General features: G+C 64.4%; 17 protein-coding genes. 7 read left to right on the forward strand and 10 right to left on the reverse strand.

What is annotated here, in order from left to right:
* Window positions 1-102: 102 nt before the first annotated feature.
* The 7 genes from IVB42_RS26730 to pqqA all read right to left on the reverse strand — a co-directional run bounded on the left by IVB42_RS26730 (window position 103) and on the right by pqqA (window position 5,203).
* A complete protein-coding gene (locus IVB42_RS26730; RefSeq protein ID WP_247295012.1) occupies window positions 103-780 on the reverse strand; it encodes a DUF4286 family protein in 678 nt (225 codons plus the stop codon).
* A gap of 12 nt (window positions 781-792) precedes the next feature.
* Window positions 793-1,779 (reverse strand): prolyl aminopeptidase, encoded by a 987-nt coding sequence (pip, locus tag IVB42_RS26735; protein WP_247361130.1) that lies wholly within the window; start codon window positions 1,777-1,779, stop codon window positions 793-795.
* Window positions 1,769-2,968, reverse strand: a complete 1,200-nt coding sequence (gene pqqE / locus IVB42_RS26740) for a pyrroloquinoline quinone biosynthesis protein PqqE (RefSeq protein ID WP_018454081.1) — start codon at window positions 2,966-2,968, stop codon at window positions 1,769-1,771. Before pqqE ends, pip begins: the two co-directional genes overlap by 11 nt.
* Window positions 2,965-3,276: a pyrroloquinoline quinone biosynthesis peptide chaperone PqqD gene (gene pqqD, locus IVB42_RS26745; RefSeq protein WP_247295006.1), complete on the reverse strand. Its 312-nt coding sequence runs from the start codon at window positions 3,274-3,276 to the stop codon at window positions 2,965-2,967. Before pqqD ends, pqqE begins: the two co-directional genes overlap by 4 nt.
* A 10-nt stretch (window positions 3,277-3,286) precedes the next feature.
* Window positions 3,287-4,078, reverse strand: a complete 792-nt coding sequence (pqqC, locus tag IVB42_RS26750) for a pyrroloquinoline-quinone synthase PqqC (protein ID WP_247295004.1) — start codon at window positions 4,076-4,078, stop codon at window positions 3,287-3,289.
* A complete protein-coding gene (gene pqqB, locus IVB42_RS26755) occupies window positions 4,075-5,004 on the reverse strand; it encodes a pyrroloquinoline quinone biosynthesis protein PqqB (protein WP_085361488.1) in 930 nt (309 codons plus the stop codon). The genes pqqC and pqqB overlap by 4 nt, the downstream gene beginning before the upstream one ends.
* A gap of 118 nt (window positions 5,005-5,122) precedes the next feature.
* Window positions 5,123-5,203, reverse strand: coding sequence for a pyrroloquinoline quinone precursor peptide PqqA (pqqA, locus tag IVB42_RS26760; protein ID WP_007595659.1), 81 nt, complete (start codon window positions 5,201-5,203; stop codon window positions 5,123-5,125).
* Between the two features lie 250 nt (window positions 5,204-5,453).
* Between pqqA and IVB42_RS26765 the strand changes: the two genes are divergently transcribed.
* From IVB42_RS26765 to tarD, 5 genes are all read left to right on the forward strand, one after another.
* Complete coding sequence (locus IVB42_RS26765; RefSeq protein ID WP_007613759.1) at window positions 5,454-5,711, forward strand: hypothetical protein; 258 nt, start codon at window positions 5,454-5,456, stop codon at window positions 5,709-5,711.
* Between the two features lie 104 nt (window positions 5,712-5,815).
* Window positions 5,816-7,216 (forward strand): amidase family protein, encoded by a 1,401-nt coding sequence (locus IVB42_RS26770; protein ID WP_247394780.1) that lies wholly within the window; start codon window positions 5,816-5,818, stop codon window positions 7,214-7,216.
* Between the two features lie 2 nt (window positions 7,217-7,218).
* A complete protein-coding gene (locus tag IVB42_RS26775) occupies window positions 7,219-7,695 on the forward strand; it encodes a glutathione peroxidase (protein ID WP_247397516.1) in 477 nt (158 codons plus the stop codon).
* The gene (locus IVB42_RS26780; RefSeq protein WP_007613756.1) at window positions 7,692-7,949 is read left to right on the forward strand and encodes a DUF3297 family protein; all 258 of its coding nucleotides are present in this window, start codon (window positions 7,692-7,694) and stop codon (window positions 7,947-7,949) included. The genes IVB42_RS26775 and IVB42_RS26780 overlap by 4 nt, the downstream gene beginning before the upstream one ends.
* A 144-nt stretch (window positions 7,950-8,093) precedes the next feature.
* A complete protein-coding gene (gene tarD / locus IVB42_RS26785) occupies window positions 8,094-9,263 on the forward strand; it encodes a D(-)-tartrate dehydratase (RefSeq protein WP_085361487.1) in 1,170 nt (389 codons plus the stop codon).
* Between the two features lie 189 nt (window positions 9,264-9,452).
* Here tarD and IVB42_RS26790 read toward each other — a convergent pair whose 3' ends face one another.
* Entirely contained in the window at window positions 9,453-10,805 is a 1,353-nt protein-coding gene (locus tag IVB42_RS26790; RefSeq protein WP_085351884.1) for a malonyl-CoA decarboxylase, read from the reverse strand.
* A gap of 171 nt (window positions 10,806-10,976) precedes the next feature.
* Window positions 10,977-11,828, reverse strand: coding sequence for a helix-turn-helix transcriptional regulator (locus IVB42_RS26795; protein WP_026232669.1), 852 nt, complete (start codon window positions 11,826-11,828; stop codon window positions 10,977-10,979).
* Window positions 11,829-11,887: 59 nt separating this feature from the next.
* On the opposite strand from IVB42_RS26795, the gene IVB42_RS26800 reads away from it, so the two are divergent.
* Window positions 11,888-13,060 carry an MFS transporter gene (locus tag IVB42_RS26800; protein ID WP_018454089.1) on the forward strand — a complete coding sequence of 391 codons (1,173 nt, stop codon included), beginning with the start codon at window positions 11,888-11,890 and terminating at the stop codon, window positions 13,058-13,060.
* A gap of 432 nt (window positions 13,061-13,492) precedes the next feature.
* On the forward strand, window positions 13,493-15,760 hold the full coding sequence (locus IVB42_RS26805) for a cation:proton antiporter (protein WP_247295001.1): 2,268 nt from the start codon (window positions 13,493-13,495) through the stop codon (window positions 15,758-15,760).
* Here IVB42_RS26805 and IVB42_RS26810 read toward each other — a convergent pair.
* Window positions 15,757-18,915: a multidrug efflux RND transporter permease subunit gene (locus IVB42_RS26810; protein ID WP_247294998.1), complete on the reverse strand. Its 3,159-nt coding sequence runs from the start codon at window positions 18,913-18,915 to the stop codon at window positions 15,757-15,759. The genes IVB42_RS26805 and IVB42_RS26810 overlap by 4 nt on opposite strands.
* Window positions 18,916-18,925 lie beyond the last annotated feature (10 nt).

Consider the following 18,925-nt stretch of genomic DNA (forward strand, 5'->3'; position numbering starts at 1 on the left):
CAAATTTCGCGCTTCCCCTCTTTCATGGGAGCTACGCGCGCACAGCATTAACGGCCGTGCGCAGTATGTGGCGGTGCAGCATGTTGCGATGCGTCCGATGGCTTAGTTGCGCGCGATGTCGCTCTTCGCGAGGTCCCACATCAGGCAGTAGGAGCCGACCGACACGGGAAGCGGGAATGGCGAGGCGGCAGGGCCGGTGAAGCGCTCGGCGATCACGGACGAGACCGCGCCGACATGCGTGCCGTCGATCAGCACGAACCAGTCGCGCGCGCCTTCGTTGCGCACCGCCGGAATATCCGCGGTCGCGCCTGATAGTTCCGGCTCGCTTTCGAGCAGATGCATGGAGATGATGCCGTCGTGTTTTTCCGGCGCCAGCCGTTCTTGCAGTGCGTCACGCCACGCGACTGCATTGTCCGGCGTCGGCCGCAGCCGCACGAGGCCGAGCGCCGCGCCGCGTCCGGTACCGTTGCTGATCGTGATGCGGGCGACCACGCGGAGCATGTCCTTGAAATGCGCCATGCTCCGCCGCGACCATTCGGTCTGATTGGCGAGCCTCGCCCGGTAGGCGGGACTGTCGAGCACGTCGAGCGTCGCGGTTGAATACAGCGAGAGATATTTGGGATTGGCGGCGTGCGCGACATAGCGCCGCGCTTCGAGAAAGCCCTCGATCGCAACGCGCTCTTCCAGATGCTCGCGATCGTACCAGCGGTTGAAATCGGGTTCATTTGGAACGTCGATATTCATCGACGTGAGCAACATGCCCTTCCCGGCGAGTGGCATTTTCTTGTCCCGCTATCGCGAAATCTTCGAAGCGATATCTGCGATCGACTTCATGACCGCGTCCCGCACGCCGGTATCATAGAGCGAATGGCCGGCTTCTTCCACGATGCGAATCTCGGAACCCGGCCACACTTTCGCGAGCGCCTGCGATGTCTCGGGAGGGCACAACAGATCGTAGCGGCCCTGGACGATGATGCCGGGAATGCCGTCGAGCTTGCCGGCGTTCCGCAACAACTCGTTCTCCGTCATGAAGCTGTCTTGGACGAAATAATGCGCCTCCATGAACGGCGTCGCCGGCAATGTGCGCCACACGTTCAGCGACGCCAGATCCAGCCGTGTCTTTGCCGCCTTGTGCTCCGACAAGGCGCGTTCGGTATCGTGCCAGGCGCGCGAGGCCGGGCCATGCACCGCCGGATCGGGATCGAGGATGCGGCGATAGTAGGCTTCCACCGGTTGCGCGCGCTCCTCGACCGGCAGCACGCTCAGAAAATCGTCGTAGAGCGCGGGGTAGAATTGCGACAGGCGCGAGGTGAAGGCGATCTCGACTTCAGCACGCGTGCCGAGAAAGGTCGCGCGCAGCGCAATTCCGGAGACGCGCTCGGGATGCGCCTGCGCATAAGCCAGCGCCAGCGTCGCGCCCCAGGAGCCGCCGACCACCATCCAGCGCGCGACGCCGAATTTCTCGCGGATCTTTTCCATGTCCGCGATCAGATGCTGTATGGTGTTGTGCTGGCGCGATCCCTTCGGCCGGCTGCGACCGCAGCCGCGCTGGTCGAACAGCACGGCATGGAAACGGTCGGGATCAAACAGGCGGCGGTGGTCGGGCTGGCAGCCGCTGCCGGGGCCGCCATGCAGATAGACCGCGGGGATGCCGTCGGTGCGGCCGACGCTCTCGACATAGAGTTCGTGGCCGTCGCCGACGTCGAGCATTTCGGAGGTCAGCGGTGCAAAGGGATCGGCGCGCTTGACTGAGCTGGCCGCGTCGGCGTCAGGCACCATTCTCGGATTCCAGGGTGCCGCCGGCGAAATTGCGATAGAGGAAGCGGTTGGTTTCGCCCTCAGCCTCGCGCTCGGCCTGCTTGAAGATGGTCTCGTGCAGCGGCGACAGCGCGCAGGCGGGATCGGTGTTGGCGGCGTCGCCGGTCAGCGCAAAGGCCTGGCAGCGGCAGCCGCCGAAATCGATCTCCCGGAATTCGCAACTCTTGCACGGCTCCTTCATCCAGCCGGTGCCGCGGTAGCGGTTGAAGGCGTCCGAGTTCTGCCAGATCCAGGCGATCGAATGGTTGGAGCGCACGGATTCGAAGTCGAGCCCGGTGATGCTCTCGGCGGCGTGGCAGGGCAGCACCTTGCCGGCCGGCGAAATGTTGAAGAACTGCCGACCCCAGCCGCCCATGCACTTCTTCGGCCGCAGCGCGTAATAATCGGGCACGACATAGTCGATCGTGAGCCGGCCCTTCAGCCGCTCGCGCGCCTCCTCGACGATGCGGGTGCACTCGTCGAGCTGCGCCACCGTCGGCATCAGCGCGGCGCGGTTCTTTAGCGCCCAGCCGTAATATTGGACATTGGCGACCTCGAGCCGGTCGGCGTCGAGGTCCACCGACATCTGGATGATATCAGACAGCTGGTGCAGGTTTTGCCGATGCATCACCGCATTCACGGTGAGCGGCAAATCGAGCTCGCGCGTCCATTTTGCGACTTCGAGCTTCTTGCGGTGCCCGTTTTTGTAGCCGCCGACGCGGTCGGCGAGGGCTTCTTCAACGCCCTGAAAACTGATCTGGACGTGGCAGAGCCCGGCATCGGCAAGTTCGCTCAGCCGCTCGCGCGTCAGCAGCACCGCCGAGGTGATGAGGTTGGTGTAGAGCCCGACGTCGCTCGCATGCTTGACCAGTTCGACCAGGTCTTTGCGCGCCGTCGGCTCGCCGCCGGAGAAATGCACCTGCAGCACGCCGATCTCGGCGAGCTCGCTCAATACCTTCTTCCATTCCTCGGTGGTCAGCTCCTTGCCCGAGCGGTCGAGCTCGACCGGGTTGGAGCAGTAGGGACATTGCAGCGGGCAGCGATGGGTGATCTCGAGCAGCACGGCGAGCGGAATGCCGAATGTCTCTGCCGTCGAGCGGCTCTTCTCCAGCACCGCGAGGCTGTCGCTGGCGTCGGGCGGGATGGTGGGATTGCCGAGCACATCGCTCATGACGTCTTCTCCCGGGCCTCCGTGAGAAAGCCCTTGTCGGCGAGATCCTGCAGCATGACAATGACGTCGGCCAGGATCGCCTCGCGCGGCGCGGCGTATTTTGCCGCGAGTTGGTCGGACATTTCGCCGACATTGCGCTCGCCGTCGCAGAGCTGCAAGACCTCGACCGCGATCTCGTCCGGCGCCAGCACGCGTTCGGGCGCCAGGATCACCCAGACTTTTCGCGTCTCGTCATATTTCAGCTTGGCGTGCCGCGGCAGAACCGGCCGGCTGGTCTCGCTGACGCTGATGTGACGCGGCTCGGCCATCGCTCGTTCCTTAGCTCGCCTTTTGGTGTTCTTGGGGCACGAACGCGCCCGGCGGAATGTGGCCCTCGACATAGGCGTGCTGGAGTGCGTCGAGCTGCACCCATAGCACGTTGGTCTTGAAGATCAGCGCATTGCAGACGGACGCGCGTTGCTCGGGCGTGGTGGCATGCGCCTTGACATAGTCGAGCGCAAACCCGGCGTCGCGCGGCGCCTGCGCCAACCGGCGGTTGAAGTAGCTCATGATATCAGGATTGACGAAGTCGTAGTGCTCCAGCATCCCGGAGATGCGCTCTTCGTGCAGGTTCGGCGCGAACAATTCGGTGAGCGAGGACGCGATCGCCTCCAGCGGCGACTTCTCGCGGCAATAGTGCACATAGGCTTCCACCGCAAAGCGCGTCGCCGGCAGGATGCCTTCGGTCGATTCCACGTAAGCTGTGTCCAACCCGAGGCCTTCGGTCAGCTTCAGCCAGCGCTCGATACCGCCTTCGGAGCCGATGTCGCCGTCATGATCCTCGATGCGGTGGCGCCATTCCAGCCGCGTGGCGCGGTCGCGGAAGCGCGAGATCACCACCGCGTCCTTGATCGGGATGGTGCTCTGGTAATAGTAGCGGTTCAGCGCCCAGGCCTGCACCTGGCCCTTGTTGAGCTTGCCGCCATGCAGCAGTCTATGGAACGGATGCAGGCTGTGATAGCGCGTCGCACCGATGTGACGCAGCGCCGCCTCCAGCTCCTCGGCGCTAGTGAGCCTGATGTCCTTGCCGATCGAGAGCGCGGTCATTCCAGTCAGTGACGCGGCATTCACAGCACGATCTCCGTTCCGTCCGCGGGTATCTGCCAGCCCGCCGCTTCAGCGGCCTTGCGCTCCGGGGAAGCGGGCAGCAGCGCCGGATTCGAATTATTGATATGCAGAAATATCTTCCTGTCGAGTGTGAGGTCGGCGAGCCGCGCGATGGCGCCGTGGTCGCCGGACATCGCGACGTGGCCCATGCTTTTGCCGGTCTTGTGGCTAAGCCCGGCCTTGATCATCTCGTCGTCCTGCCACACCGTGCCGTCGAAGAACACCAGCGCAGCGCCGTCGATCTCGGCCTTGAGCGCGTCGGTGACCTCGGCGCAGGCGGCGATGAAGTAGAAGCATTTGCCGGTTGCTTTGTCGGTGATCTTCAGCCCCAGCGTATCGCCTTCGCCGCTGTCGCCGCCCGGATGCGTCTTGCCTTCCAGGTACCAGGCCGATTTGCCCGAGACCGCGAAGGGCAGCACCTCAAGTCCTGAGCGCGCCCCGTCCGGCAGCCGCGGCTCGAACGGCTCATTGATGTCGACCGGCAGGCGCTGCACGTTTTTCTCGTTCAGCACATTGAAGATGCTGTTCGCCTTCAGGATCGCCAGCACCTTCTCGTGCGCATAGACCGTGAAGGGCGAACCCTCGCGCATCGACAGCAGGCCGGCCACTGCGTCCACCTCGCTGTTGGTCAGGATCACGCCTGCGATCGGCGTATGGCGCAGCGCGCCTGCCTTCGGATGCAGCTGTGGCGTCGCATTCAATTGCTGGCGGAGGTCGGGGGAGGCGTTGATCAAGAACCAGTGCTCGCCGTCGCCGCTGAAGGCGACCGAGGCTTGGGTCCGTTGCAGCTCTTGGCCGTTATCACGGGCCGTCCGGCAGCCCTCGCAGCCGCAATTCCATTGCGGCACTCCGCCGCCGGCTGCGGCGCCCAGGACGACGACGCGAAGCATGATCCGTCTCCTGGAGGCAATGTCGCGAGGTGGACCTCACGCAAACACAAATCCTGTCTTCCGGACATGCATCGTGACCGAAAGATCCACCTGCGCAGAACGCGAACTCACCAACCGCTTACTTGCGGGTGGCGCTCACATACATGTTGATTTCCATGCCACAGGGCACTTCGACGATCTTCGGGGCTTTCCAGGCCATTTTCGGCTCTCCATTTTCGAGAATTCGGACGTATCCGCCCAATCCTTAAGTTAGTGCGGGTGGAAAAGTTCGCCAGTGAAATTTTCCCGAGAAAGCCATGTTGCGGCGCAAAAAATGCTGCCGGAACGATACTTGCTGGTGATGCTGCCTTGCGCCCGGCGCATTCGGTCGCGAACCCTCTCCTGATAAAGCGGTTGTGAGTGCAGTGCAGCTTTCAATCCGGTACAGGCGACCCAACTGGAACTTCGTGATGCCCAGATATTTCTTCAACACCCGTATCGGCGACGAACTGATCGTGGATCCTGAGGGAGAGGATTTGCGCAATCCCGATCGCGCCTGGGAGGTTGCCCGCCAGATGATTCTGGAGGTGCTGAGATCGGAAGGCACCCAGCCGGCCCTGCTTGAGGCCGTCATCGAGGTCACCGACCGGGAAGGCGAGATCGTGCTCGAATTCCCCTTCACCGAGGCACTCCTGGACATTCCGGACCAGTCCGCCACCCGGCATTAAGGCTTGCTCTCGCCACCGTCGCAATGGCGGAGGAATCCCTGCGAAATCCGCATGGCTTTGCCGCGTTCCCGGGGCTAAAAGACGCCGGTTACACGGAGCAAGTCATGCAAGATCTCTGGCGCCTGTCGGCGGCCGACCTCGCCGATCTCGTCAAAACCAAAAAGGTCTCCGCCAGGGAGGCCGCGCAGGCCGGCCTCGGCCGGCTCGACGCGGTCAATCCGAGCCTCAACGCCGTGATCGACCACCGGCCCGAGGACGTGCTCAAGCAGGCCGACGCCGTCGATGCCGCCATCGCCAGGGGCGAGGACCCCGGCGTGCTGGCCGGAGTGCCCGTCACCATCAAGGCCAATGTCGACCAGGAGGGCTTTGCCACCACCAACGGCCTCAAACTCCAGCGCGACCTGATCGCGCGCGAGGACAATCCGGTGGTCGCCAATTTCCGCAAAGCCGGCGCCGTTCTGCTTGGGCGCACCAATTGCCCGGCCTTTTCCTATCGCTGGTTCACCACCAACCTGGTCCACGGCGACACCAAGAACCCCCGCGACGCCTCGCTGACGCCGGGCGGCTCGTCCGGCGGCGCGGGCTCGGCGGTCGCGGCCGGCATCGGCCATATCGCCCATGGCACCGACATTGCCGGCTCGATCCGCTATCCCGCCTATGCCTGCGGCGTGCATGGCTTGCGCCCGACCTTGGGCCGCATCCCGGCCTTCAATCCGGCCCTGCCGGAGCGCCCGATCGGGCCGCAGATCATGGCGGTGTCGGGGCCGCTGGCGCGCACCGTCAACGACATCAGGATTTCGCTCGCGGCCATGTCGGCCCGCGACATCCGCGATCCCTGGTTTGTGCCGGTGCCGCTGGAAGGCCCCGCGCGGCCGAAGCGCGCCGCGCTCTGTCTCGACCCGGACGGCCTGGCCAGCGCGCCCGAGGTGAAGGCCGCCGTCATCGACGCCGGCAAGCGGCTCGAACGGGCCGGCTGGACCGTCGAGACAATCGAGAACACCCCGCCGATGCGCGAAGCGGTCGAGTGGCAGATCAAGCTCTGGCTCGGCGACGGCTATGAGGCGCAGCTCGAGATGGCCGAGCGTGAAGGCGATCCCGGCGCGCTGGCGTGCCTGCGTGGCAACCGTGCCAGGGTCACGCCGATGGACCAGGCCAATTACGCCAAGGCATTGACCCGCCGCGCCACGCTGACCCGCGACTGGATGCTGTTCTTCGAGACCTATGCCGTGCTGCTGACGCCGGTCTCCGGCGAACTGCCGTTCCCCGATCATCTCGACCGCAAGGACGACTCTTCCTTCAAACGCGTCTGGGAAGCGCAGTTGCCGCAGATCGCCATTCCCTTCATGGGCCTGCCGGGCCTCGTGGTCTCCACGGGCCTCGTCCGCAAGGCGCCGGTCGGCGTGCACATCGTGTCGGGCCGCTATCGCGAGGATCTCTGCCTGCTCGCAGGCGAGGCGATCGAGGCGGGCGGCGTGCCGCCGTCGCCGATCGATCCCGTAGGTTAGCGATGTCCGCGATCTACGACTTCAAGGCCAACTCGCTTCTCGGCGAAAAAGTGCCGATGCGCAGCTTCGAGGGGCAGGTGCTGCTGATCGTCAACACCGCGAGCAAATGCGGCTTCACGCCGCAATATCGCGGGCTGGAGGATCTGCATCGCGACCTGTCCCCGCGCGGCTTCTCGGTGCTCGGCTTTCCCTGCAACCAGTTCGGTGCGCAGGAGCCAGGGCAGGCGAGCGAGATCCAGGCGTTCTGCTCGACCAATTACGACGTCACCTTTCCCCTGTTCGAGAAGATCGACGTCAACGGCAGCAATGCCCATCCGTTGTATGAGTACCTGAAACGCCAGCAATCCGGCCTGCTGGGCGCCTCCATCAAATGGAATTTCACGAAATTCCTGGTGGACCGCGCCGGCAAGGTGGTTTCGCGCTATGCGCCGACCGCGCGGCCCGAAGGATTGCGGCAGCAAATCGAGACCCTGTTATGAGCGAGACAATCATGAGCGACGAATTTCCGGACCGCCTCTCGGTCGATCCGAACAGCCCCTTTTACAATGCGGACATCCTGGCGCGCGACGTCGGCATCCGCTTCAAGGGTGTCGAGAAGACCAATGTCGAGGAATACTGCATCAGCGAAGGCTGGGTCCGCGTCACCGCAGGCAACGCCAAGGACCGCCACGGCAACCCGCTGACCATCAAGGTGCACGGCCCGGTCGAGCCGTATTTCAGGGATAAGAAGTAGTTTTGGAATGCGAAGCGTGCTTGGGGCACGCCGTCATGCCCGGGCTTGTCCCGGGCATCCACGTTCTTCGAGCGGCTAAGACGTGGATGGCCGGGACAAGCCCGGCCATGACGAGAGGAGGGAGCCCGCAGAAAGCCAAACCCCATGTCCGTCCGCATCGTCGACGTCCGCGAGATCACGAAGCCGATCTCTTCGCCGATCCGCAACGCCTATATCGATTTCACCAAGATGACGACGAGCCTCGTGGCCGTCGTCACCGACGTCGTTCGCGACGGCAAGCGCGTCGTCGGCTACGGCTTCAACTCCAACGGCCGCTACGGGCAGGGCGGCCTGATCCGCGAGCGTTTTGCCTCGCGCATCCTGGAGGCCGATCCGAAATCGCTGCTGAACGCGGCCGGCGACAATCTCGACCCCGACAAGGTCTGGGCCGCGATGATGACCAACGAGAAGCCGGGCGGTCACGGCGAGCGCTCGGTCGCGGTCGGCACCATCGACATGGCGGTGTGGGATGCGGTCGCGAAGATTGCGGGCCAGCCGCTGTTTCGCCTGCTGGCTGAGCGTCACGGCGTCAAAGCCAATCCGCGCGTGTTCGTCTACGCTGCCGGCGGCTACTACTATCCCGGCAAGGACCTCTCGATGCTGCGCGGCGAGATGCGAGGCTATCTCGATCGCGGCTACAACGTCGTGAAGATGAAGATCGGCGGTGCTGATATCGAGGACGACCGCACCCGCATCGAAGCGGTGCTGAAGGAAATCGGCAAGGACGCGCAGCTCGCCGTCGACGCCAACGGCCGCTTCGATCTCGAGACCGGCATCGCCTATGCCAAGATGCTGCGGGATTATCCCTTGTTCTGGTACGAAGAAGTCGGCGATCCCCTGGATTACGCGCTGCAGGCAGCCCTCGCCGAATTCTATCCGGGCCCGATGGCAACAGGCGAAAACCTGTTCAGCCACCAGGATGCCCGCAATTTGATTCGCTACGGCGGCATGCGCCCCGACCGCGACTGGCTGCAATTCGATTGCGCGCTGTCCTACGGCCTGTGCGAATACCAGCGCACGCTGGAGGTGCTGAAAACTCATGGCTGGTCGCCGAGCCGCTGCATCCCCCACGGCGGCCACCAGATGTCGCTCAACATCGCAGCCGGCTTAGGCCTTGGCGGCAACGAGAGCTACCCCGACCTGTTCCAGCCCTATGGTGGCTTCCCCGACGGCGTCCGCGTCGAGAACGGCCACATCACCATGCCGGAGCTGTCAGGCATCGGCTTCGAAGGCAAGTCGGATCTCTACAAGGAGATGAAGGCGCTGGCGGAGTAGGGGGCGCGACGGCCACGCCATGCTTTCCGCTGTCATGCCCCGGCTTGACCGGGGCATCCAGTACGCCGTGGCGAATGTGGCGAGAGCGAGCGCTTCAACGGAGGCCTCTGGAATACTGGATCGCCCGGTCAAGCCGGGCGATGACACCGAGATTGTGGACGAACCAACGCAATCAGCCGAGGTCGTCCCTTACGACAGTCGCATATCCAACAGCCGCCGCCCTTCGCCCTTCAAGAGCTTCTTCACCGCGCTCGAGGCCACGACTTCGCCGTCATTGGCGTAGGCTTCGTGGTTCTTCTCGATGTCGTCGAGGCGGTAGAGGTAGTTGACCATCACGCCGGCGGACTCGCGCACGCCCTTCGGCGAGAGATCGCCTAACCAATTGATGCGCTCGAGGCGGGCGCCATTGCCGAGATGGAAGCGCGCGACGGAGTCGATCAGCTTGCCTTTGGGTGTGCGCGCCTTCAGGAAATAGTGCGCCGCGAGCGGTTCGATCACGCCACGTAGCAGTGTCGTTGTCTCGGGGTTCTCGAACCATTTGGGATCGTCGAGGCGCTTCAGGATCTCGCGGTCCTCGTCCGACAGCGGCAAATCCTTGTCCTGCTTCACCCATGGCATGAAGCCCGGCACCGGCGACAGCGTCACGAAATTGTCGAGCTTGGGCAATTCGCGGCGCAGCTCCTCCACCACCTGCTTGATCAGGAAGCTGCCGAAGGAGATGCCGCCCAGACCGCGCTGGGTGTTGGAGATCGAGTAGAACACGGCGGTACGGGCGCGCTCGATCGGGACGGATGGGCGATCGACCGCGAGCAGCGGCGCGATCGCGCCGGGGATCGTCTCGGTCAACGCGACCTCGACGAAGATCAGGGGCTCGTCCACCATCGCGGGATGGAAGAAGGCGTAGCAGCGGCGGTCGACCGGATCGATGCGGCGGCGCAGATCGTCCCAGTCGCTGATCTCGTGCACGGCCTCATAACGGATGATCTTTTCGAGGATGTTGGCCGGGGTCGACCAGTCGATCCTGCGCAGCACGAGAAACCCCCTGTTGAACCATGACGAGAGAAGATGCGAAACGTCGCGATCGAGTGCGGCGAGATCGGCGTGCCTGTTCATCATGTCGAGCAGGTCGGCGCGCATCTTGACGAGATCGCCGGTGCCGCCGGGTGCGCGGTTGAGGCGGCGGATCAGCTCCTGCCGGCGCGGCTCGGAGGCGAAGTGCAGGGCGCTGGCATCCTCGTCGGCCGGCTTGGCGCGCCATGTCTCGATCGCCTTGGACAGGCGTTCCCGATCCGGGCCGAAATCGCGCACCAGGGCTTCGAAAAAGGCGCGACGTCCCGCCGCATCCAGGTCCTGGTAGATGTCGAGCACCTCACGCGCCATGGCGGTGCCGGAAGCTTCACCCCGGCCCGACAGCAGCGCGCCACAGAGCTCGATCAGCCCATCGGCGTCCGGCTTGGTGTCGGCAGAATCCCCGCGGCGAAGCAGCGTGCGGCCGCGCTCGGAGATGGTAGTAAGTAAGTCGGAGAAGAAGGCGTTGGCCATCGGGGCTTTCGTGTCGGGTTTGTGCGGTGCGGGAATCTTACACGGGATTTGGGCGGAATCCGATCACAATCAAGCGGGGGATTTTGGCAAGTTTAGCGGGGCTATGCGCCCCAAGTGAGTTGTCATGCCCCGGCTTGACCGGGGCATCCAGTACGCCGCAGCTTTTCGCTTCTAGCCGCGCCGTCTCGGAGTACTGGATCGCCCGGTCAAGCCGGGCGATGACACCGAGTGTGTGGCAAACTCCGTCGGCGTCCGTCCCGTCACCTGACGGAACGCGGCCGAAAACGCCGGTACGCTGGCATAGCCGAGCTGGGTCGCGAGCTGCTTCACGGACACATTGGCATCGGTGGACAGCCGCTGGATCGCCGCCGCAATCCTCGCACGCTGGCACCAGCTCTTGAAGCTCAGCTGCGTCTCTGTCGAAAACAGCCGCGACAGTGTGCGCGCGGAGGTTCCGACCTCGCGCGCCAGCGCGTCGATGTCGTGCAGGCCGGTGGGATCGTCGAGCACGATCATGGCCGCGCGCCGGCAGCGCGGCTCGTGTGGCAGCGGCACGAAGGTCGCGGAATCCTCGGCCCGGACCAGTTCCAGCATCACTAGCCGAACCAGCAGATCGGTCCGCTCCTCGGTATTTTGCGCGTCGAACAGCGCGAGGATCGCCTGGTTCAGCAGCGGCGACACCCGCACCACGAATTCCTTGGTCAGTCCCTCATGGCGCTGCGCGCGCTTCAGCCAGGCCAAGTCGAAATACAGCGTCCGCATCTCGATGTCGGCGAGCAGATCGATGGCGTGCTGGAGCCCGGCGGGGACCCAGACCGCGCGGTCCGGCGGCACCAGCCAGCGCCCTCCGGGCGTCGTCACCTGCATGGTGCCCCTGGCGGCATAGATCAGCTGTGCCTCGCGGTGCATATGCGGATCGATCCGCATGCCCTTGGGATAGTCGCGTGCGACCAGATGCACGCCCGCGGGCGAGCGATGATTGCTCCGGACCGCCCGGAGGATTGGCGTCTCGACGACAGTCATTGGCAGCATCCCGTCATGCCCAAGACATATAACTCATTTCGGAGCAGGAGAGGATTCCCATGAACAGCCCCAGCCGGGTGATCAGTTTCGTCAACGCGGGCCATTTCATCGACCATTACGCGATGCTGATTTTCGCCGCCGCGGTGATCATCATGGGACCGGCGCTCGGCATGGCCTATTCGGAACTCCTGCCTTACGCGACGCCGGGCTTCGTCGCCTTCGGCGCGGGCTCGCTGCTCACCGGCTGGCTCGGCGACCGCTGGAGCCGTCGCCACATGATGCTGATCTTCTTCGTCGGCATCGGCGCCTCCATGATCTCGGTTGGCTTCGTGCAGACCCCGGCCCAACTCGGCGCGGCGCTGTTCGCGATCGGCATTTTTGCCTCGATCTATCATCCCGTCGGCACTGCCATGATCGTCTCCTACGCTGACAGGCTCGGCCGCGAGATGGGCATCAACGGCGTCTGGGGCAATCTCGGCGTCGCTTCGTCGGCGCTGGTCACCGGCGTGATCGGCCAGTATCTCGGCTGGCGCTTCGCCTTCATCGTCCCCGGCATCGTCACCATCCTGATCGGCATCGCGTTCGCGACGATGGTCGTTCACGAGGACCGCAAGGGCTCGAAGCAGGCGGCAGCGCAGGCGCGGGTCGCCAAGCAGGACATGTGGCGCGTGATCCTGTCGCTGCTGATCGTGGTGATCGCGATCTCCACGACGTTCAACGCCGTCACCGTGGCGCTGCCAAAGCTGTTCGCGGAGCGGCTTGCCGATCTCACCAAAAGCCCGGCGCTGCTCGGCGTCATCGCGGCCTGCGTCTACGTGTTCGGCGCGATGACGCAGTATACGATCGGCCGGCTGCTCGACCGCTATTCGCTGAAGACAGTGGCGCTGCCGCTGTCCTTCATGCTGGCGCCGTTCCTGTATCTCGCCGCGAGCCTGTCCAATCTGCCGCTGATCCTGGTCTCGATCGGCATCGTCATGGGCGCGTTCGGACAGGTCACGGTCAACGACGCCATGGTCGGCAAATACACCAGCGAGGAATGGCGCTCGCGCGCCTATGCCGTGCGCTATTTCATCGGCTTCACCGCGGCCGGCGCCTCGGTCGGCCTGGTCGCCTGGCTCTACGAGCAGGGCGGCTTCGTCACCATGCTGCATGCCTTCGCCGCACTCTGCCTGCTCGCGATCGCAGCCGCGATCATTCTCCCGCGCGAGATCAGGACACCGCAGGCGGTGTGAGGGATCGGCGTGAGGCGCGCGCCCGTTTCAATCCCGTCATTGCGAGGAGCGTAGCGACGAAGCAATCCAGAATCTTTCGGCGGACGGATTCTGGATTGCTTCCGCCTTCGCTAAAGGTTCGGCTGTCAAGTCGCCGCGCCCGCAATGACGTGGGAGTGGCGGCGGCTCGCGTAGTCTGCCGATGATGCCATCATGCCAGTGTTTTGCCCGACGGGGCAAGCATTTTCGGCAAAGCGAAATTAGATTTCGGCAAAGACGAAATTTTCTCCAGTCTTTTCAACCTCATCTCTACTGTGCATGGGGTTGTTTTCGCGTTTTTTTGTTGAGGCCCCTTACCCGCCGCGAAGTCAAGGAACTCCTGTTGCCTGCCGCGGGTTCTATCCCCGTCATCCCGGCACCTCGCCGGGGCAGATGAAGGGGTAAAATTCCTGCATGCAGTGGAGCCTGCTCCGACCGGTCGGCCTTGTCCCCGCGGCGCTTGTCCTCACCACCGTTGCGGCCAGCGCCGAGGGCGGCAAATCGGCCGGTCCCTCGGAATTCCTGCTGGTGGCCCAGATCGTGCTGTTGATCGCGGTCGGCCGCGGTCTCGGCGAGATCATGCAGCGCCTCGGCCAGCCCTCGGTGATCGGCGAATTGCTCGCCGGCATCCTGCTCGGTCCCTCGCTGTTCGGTTGGGTCTGGCCTGACGCACAGCAGGCAATCTTCCCCAAAACGCCCGAGCAGAAAGCGATGATCGACGGCATCGCGCAGTTCGGCATCCTGCTGCTGTTGCTGCTGACCGGCATGGAGACCGACCTCAAGCTGGTCAGGAAGGTCGGCAAGGCCGCGATCGCGATCTCGATTGCCGGCATCCTCGTGCCCTTTGCCTGCGGTTTTGCGCTCGGCGAATTCCTGCCAGATGCGCTGTTGCCGAATCCGCAAGCCCGCCTGGTTGCGTCGCTGTTCATGGGCACGGCGCTGTCAATCTCCTCGGTGAAGATCGTCGCGGTGGTTGTGCGCGAGATGAACTTCATGCGCCGCAATGTCGGCCAGATCATCGTCGCCACCGCCGTCATCGACGACACCATCGGCTGGATCATCATCGCCGTCATCTTCAGCCTCGCTTCGCACGGCGCGCTGGATATCGCCTCGGTGGCGAAAGCTGTGCTGGGCACGCTGGCCTTCCTCGCGATTAGCTTCACCATCGGCCGCCGCATCGTGTTCCAGCTCATTCGATGGGCCAACGACAATCTCGTCAGCACCGCCCCGGTCATCACGGTGATCCTGCTGCTGATGTGCGCGATGGCGCTGGTCACGCATCTGATCGGCGTCCACACCGTGCTCGGTGCCTTCGTCGCCGGCATTCTGGTCGGGGAGTCCCCGATCCTGACGCGGCAGATCGACGAGCGGCTGCGCGGGCTGATCTCGAGCTTCTTCATGCCGGTGTTCTTCGGTTTGGCCGGCCTGAGCGCCGACCTCACGGTGCTGCGCGATCCCCATCTGCTGATGCTCACCGGCCTGCTGGTCGTGATCGCCAGCGTCGGCAAGTTCGGCGGCGCCTTCGTCGGCGGAACCGTGGGCGGGCTGAACACAAGGGAGTCGCTGGCCCTCGCAAGCGGGATGAACGCGCGCGGCTCGACCGAGGTGATCATCGCCACCATCGGTCTTTCGATCGGCGTGCTCAGCCAGAACCTGTTCACGATGATTGTGACCATGGCGATCGTGACCACGATGGCGATGCCGCCGATGCTGCGCGCCGCGCTGGCAAAGCTGCCGATGAACAAGGACGAGCAAGAGCGCCTGGAGCGGGAAGAATTCGAGAAGCGCGGCTTCGTCGGCAATCTCGAACGCCCCTTGCTCGCCGTGGACGAGAGCGTGAACGCCACCTTCGCTGCCCACATCGCCGGCCTGATCGCCGGCATGCGCGGCTTGCCAATCACCGTGCTGCACATCGGCAAGCGCGCCAAGGATCAGGAGAAGGGCCGCGATGAAGAGGAAAGCGCGGAAACCGTGGTGAAGAAGGCCGCCGAGATCGTATCGGCCCATGGCGATGGCGATGTCGGCAGCGTCGACGTCGTCACCCGGGCAAGGCGTGCGGAGCTCGGCGAGTCCATCGCCGACGAAGCGCGCAAGGGCTTCGATCTTCTGGTCATCGGCGTCGACAAGGTTGCTGCCGCCAAGGATCGCTTCGATCGGAGGATCGAGGACATCGCAGCGAAGTTCGAGGGACCGCTCGCGGTCGTGGCGGCCAAGGGCAAGCACCTGAAGCAGCCGACGCCCGAGGCGCTCAACATCCTCGTTCCGGTCTCCGGCAGCGGCGTCTCCAAGCGCGGCGCCGAGGTCGCGGTCGCGCTGGCGCAGGCGGGATCAGGCTCGCTCCGGGTGATCTATGTCGCGACGACGCGCGACAAGGGCGCGCAGCGCGGCGCCTCGCGTGGTCTGAACCAGGAGGCCGGCATCCTGAAGGACGCCAGCGATCTCGCCGCCCGTTACGAGGTCGACATCACCACGACCTTGCGCGCGAACCGGGCGCCTGAAGCGGCGATCCTGCGCGAGATCGAGACCACCGCCGTCGATCTCGTGGTGATGGGGGTCGATCGCATCCAGGCCGATCATCTCTCCTTCGGCGGCGTCGCCGACGCCGTGCTCAGGCAAGCGAAGGTGTCGGTGCTCCTGGTCTCGAGCGGGGAGGCGCGGCCGACGTCCACGGAGAAAGCCTAGGATTTCACTTCGGCCACTGCCACCGCCTTCGGCGTTTTCTTCGACGCACGCCAGTTCTCGAAGCGCTGCACCACCACGAAGAACGCCGGCACGAACAGCACCGCGAGGCAGGTCGAGGCCAGCATGCCCGAGAACACCGTGATGCCGATCGACTTGCGCGCGCTGGCACCGGCGCCGGTCGCGATCACCAGCGGCACCACGCCGAGGATGAAGGCGAACGACGTCATCAGGATCGGGCGGAAGCGGGCGCGCGCAGCTTCGACCGCGGATTCCAGCACCGGCTTGCCATCGCGGCCGTGCAGCTCGAGCCCGACCTCGACGATCAGGATGGCGTTCTTGGCCGACAGCGCGATCAGCAGGATCAGGCCGATCTGGCAATAGAGGTTGTTGTCGATCTTCAGTGCGTTGAGGATCAGCATGGGGCCGAGCAACGACAGCGGCACCGCCAGGATTACCGAGATCGGCGCGTACCAGCTCTCGTACTGGCCGGCGAGCACGAGATAGACCAGCAGCATGGCGAGCCCGAACACCCAGTAGATCTGGTTGGAGACGGCCTTCTCCTGATAGGACATCGCGGTCCATTCGAAGCCGGTGCCCGGCGGCAGCGTCTTGTCCGCGATCTCCTCCATCAGCTTCAGCGACTGGCCAGAGGAGTAGCCCTGCGCCGGCAGGCCGATCACGGTCGACGATGGATAGAGATTGTAGAGGCTGATCAGCGACGGGCCGGTGGCGGGCGTGATCGTGGCAACCGTGCCGATCGGGATCATGTCGCCGTTCGAGTTGCGCACCATCATGTTGGCGATGTCGCGCTCGGTGACGCGGAAGGCGGGATCGGCCTGGGTGTAGACCTGGAACACGCGGCCGAACTTGTTGAACTGGTTGACATAGGACGAGCCGAGATAGGTCGAGAGCGCCGCGAACACCTGGTCCGTCGTCACGTGCAGCGTCTGGGTCTTGATGCGGTCGATCTCGACGTTGAATTGCGGCACCGAGGAGCGGAACGAGGATTGGACGCGCTGCAGCGCGCTCTGGCTCTGGCCATTGCTGACCATCGCGCCCGTGATGGCCTGGAGCTTGGCGAAATCGCTGTTGCCGTCGCGCAGCTCGACCTGCATCGAGAAGCCGGCCGCGTTGCCGATGCCCTGGATCGGCGGCGGCGGCAGCACCAGCGTGCGCGCTTCCATGATGGCCGCGAGCTTGTCGTTCAGCCCGTAGACCAGTGAGCGCAGATCCTCGCCCGGTCCTTTGCGCGCGTCCCAATCTTTCAGGATAATGTAGGCGACGCCGGCATTGGCAAGGCTGGCGCTGTTGTCCAGCGCGGAGATGCCGGCGATGGTGATGACTTGCTGGACTCCGGGCGTGTCCTTGATCAGCTCGCTCGCTCTGTCGAGCACCTTCTGGGTCCGTTCCAGCGCGGCACCGTCAGGCAGTTGCACGGCGGCGATCAGGTAGCCCTGGTCCTCGATCGGCAGGAAGCCGGTCGGTACCCGGGACAGCCCGTAGCCGCCGATCCCGATCAGCACCAGCGCGATCGCGACCGAGATCGTGCTGTTCCTGCACAGCACGCCGATCAGTCGGATGTAGCCGCGCTCGACGCGGTTGTAGACCGCGTTGAAGCCGCGATAGAAGAAGTTGCGCTGCTCCGGCGGCACCGTCGGCCGCAGCCAGAGAGCGCATTGCGTCGGCTTCAGCGTCGCCGCGTTGATGGCGGACAGAAGCGCGGTCGCCGCGATCACCAGCGCAAATTGCGAATAGATGCGGCCGGTGAGCCCGGCGAGGAACGACGCTGGCAAAAACACCGAGATCAACACCAGCGTGATGCCGACGATCGGCGCGAACAGCTGGTCCATCGCCTTGATCGCGGCGTCATGGCCGTTCATGCCCTGCTCGATGTTGTGGGCCGCGCCTTCCACCACGACGATGGCATCGTCGACGACGATGCCGATCGCTAGCACGATCGCGAACAGCGTCGACATGTTGATGGTGAAGCCGAGCGCGGCCATGGCGGCGAAGGCGCCGATGATGGTCACCGGCACAGTGGTCGCCGGCACCAGCATCGCGCGCCAGTCCTGCAGGAACACCAGGATCACGACCAGCACCAGCAGGCCGGCCTCGATCAGCGTCATGTAGACCTCGTGCACCGAGGCCTGCACGAATTTGGTGGTGTCGAACGGCGTGTCGTACTTCATGCCCTGCGGGAAGGCCTTGGCGAGCTGCGCCATCTTCTTCTCGACAGCCTGCTCGACCTGGAGTGCGTTGGCGCCGGGTGACTGGAACACGCCGATGCCGGTGGCAGGCTGCTTGTTGAGCGAGAAGATCTGGCTGTAGGTCTGCGCGCCCAATTCGACCCAGCCGACGTCGCGCACCCGCGTGACGTCGCCGCTGGTGCCTGATTTGACAATGATGTTCTCGAACTCGGTGGTATCGTCGAGCCTGCCGTTGACGTTGAGGGTGTACTGGAACGCCTGACCCGGCGGCGTCGGCGGTGCGCCGACCTGGCCGGCGGAGACCTGCTGGCTCTGCTGCTGGATCGCCTGGATGACGTCCTGCGGCACCAGGCCCCGGACCTGCAGCTTGTTCGGATCGAGCCACACCCGCATCGAATACTGGCCGGCGCCGAACACGGTGACGTTGCCGACGCCGGGCAGGCGCGAGAGTTCGTCGCGGAGGTTGATGGTGGCGTAGTTGCTCAAATAAAGGCTGTCGAACGTCTTGTCGGGCGAGGTCAGCGTCACGAACAGCAGGATCGACGTCGACCGCTTCTGTACGGTGACGCCCTGGTTCTGCACCGACTGGGGCAATTGCGACAGCGCGCTGGAGACGCGGTTCTGCACCAGCACTTGCGCGAAGTTCAGGTCGGTGCCGATCTTGAAGGTCACGGTCAGCGTATAGGTGCCGTCGGAGCCGCTGTAGGACTGCATGTAGAGCATGTCCTCGACGCCGTTGACCTGTTGTTCGATCGGCAAGGCAACTGTGTCGATCACGGTCTTGGCGCTGGCGCCGGGATAGCGTGTGGTGACCTGCACTGTCGGCGGCACCACGTCGGGATATTGCGCGATCGCGAGGTTGAACAGCGCGACGCCGCCGATCAGGATCATCAGCAGCGCGATGACGTTCGAGAGGACCGGCCGCTCGATGAAGAACTTTGAGATCATGGCAGGCGCT

Origin of the sequence: Bradyrhizobium sp. 45 (assembly GCF_023073155.1) — a bacterium.
Lineage (GTDB): Bacteria > Pseudomonadota > Alphaproteobacteria > Rhizobiales > Xanthobacteraceae > Bradyrhizobium > Bradyrhizobium canariense_D.